The sequence below is a fragment of the Janthinobacterium sp. DSP2-3-3 genome (assembly GCF_049897325.1).
Taxonomy (GTDB): Bacteria; Pseudomonadota; Gammaproteobacteria; order Burkholderiales; family Burkholderiaceae_D; genus Janthinobacterium.
This window is the reverse complement of sequence record NZ_JAFCWA010000031.1, coordinates 1-1,567: the sequence shown is the minus strand read 5'-3', so window position 1 is coordinate 1,567 and position 1,567 is coordinate 1. Positions and strand designations below refer to the sequence as shown.

The following is a 1,567-nucleotide window of genomic DNA, read 5'->3' as shown; positions in this document are numbered from 1 at the left end:
GCGAAGTACCAGGTGGCGCCGATCTGGCGCGACTTCAAAATGGCGCGCGTGCGCTGGTCGCCGTTGCGATACCAGACCTTTTGGTAATCGAACAGCGAATCCTGGAAGGCGTCGAGCAGCTGGATTTTCTGTTCTTCGCTGAAATCGTTGCGGGTCGGCTTCTTCTTCGGCCCGGCATTGCGGTTCGCCAGCTTGGGGTTGAGATCGACCTCGTTGCCGCCCGGCTGCTCATAGCGGCGCACGCGCGCCGCCTGCACGATGGCGCGCATCAGCAGATCGATTTCCTTGTAATCGCTGCCGCTCTTGACCTCTTTTTCGATCAGCTTCACCAGGCGCAGCTCGGCCGCTGCCTCGACGTGCTCGATGGCCTGGGCCTTGTCCCATTCGTCGCGCAGCTTCCAGCTATTGATGGTGCTGCGCTTAAGTCCGAGGTGGCGGGCGATGGACGAAATGCGCCAGCCCTTCCAGTACAGAGCGCGCGCGGCACGGCGCGGCTCGGATTCGGGCACGGCCAGTTCGGCGATTTTCTCGTCGGGGGTTTGTTCGCTTGTTTTCTCGATTGTCAGCATGCCGCCAGCGTAGGCCGCGCGCGCGCGGAGCGGGGAAAGGCAAAAGTCGCTATGGCCCATAGCAACCCGCACCGCATTGAATCGCAGCGCCAAGACGTTGACCATGGCGTTATCCGATCAACCGAGAACGCCCACCATGTCCAAATCGAAATTCTTCCGCGTCGCCACCGAAGGCGCCACCACGGACGGCCGCAACATCGACCGCGCCACCATCGAGCAGATCGCCGCCACCTACAACCCGAAAACCTACGGCGCGCGCATCTGGCTCGAGCACATTCGCGGCATCCTGCCCGACAGCCAGTTCAAAGCCTACGGCGATGTGATCGCGGTCAAGGCCGAGGAAGTGGACACGGACAGCGGCAAGAAACTGGCCCTGTTCGCGCAGATCGAACCCACGCCGGAGCTGGTGGCCATCAACAAGGCGAAACAGAAGCTGTACACCAGCCTGGAAATTCAACCCGACTTTGCCGACTCGTCGCAGCCCTACCTGGTCGGCCTGGGCGTCACCGACAGCCCGGCCAGCCTGGGCACCGAGGCGCTGCAATTTTCCGCCGGCCGCAAGCAGCAAAGCACCAACCTGTTTACGTCCGCCGTCGAGGTGACGCTGGAATTTGACGAGCCGCAGGGCATCAAGCTGGCCGACGCCGTGAAAAACCTGCTGTCGCGCTTTTCGAACAAATCCGGCACCGACGCCGCGCAGTTCGCCGACATCAGCGAAGCGGTGCAGGCGCTGGCCGGCCACGTCGTCACCGTCAACGACAACTACACGGGCACCCTGGCGCGCCTGGAGAAAACCGAAACGGCATTGAAGGTCACGCAGGACGAGCTGGCCGCCTTCAGGGCGCAGATGGACGAAGCGCCCGGCAACGGCCCGCGCCACCCGGCCGCCACCGGCAACGACGGCGCCGTGCAGACCGAGTTTTAAGCGCGCGCGCCATCCACCAATACCCCATTCAACAACGGAGCACTGATTTATGAAAAAGCAAACGCGCCAGGTC

2 protein-coding genes are annotated in these 1,567 nt (G+C 62.9%); one reads left to right on the top strand and one right to left on the bottom strand.

Features of this window, described 5'->3' with window-relative positions:
• On the bottom strand, positions 1-569 hold a 569-nt coding region (locus tag ACP7DE_RS27925), incomplete at its 3' end, for a terminase gpP N-terminus-related DNA-binding protein (RefSeq protein WP_426075176.1).
• Between the two features lie 136 nt (positions 570-705).
• Here ACP7DE_RS27925 and ACP7DE_RS27920 point away from each other — a divergent pair.
• On the top strand, positions 706-1,494 hold the full coding sequence (locus tag ACP7DE_RS27920; protein ID WP_426075174.1) for a GPO family capsid scaffolding protein: 789 nt from the start codon (positions 706-708) through the stop codon (positions 1,492-1,494).
• The last annotated feature ends 73 nt before the right edge of the window (positions 1,495-1,567 follow it).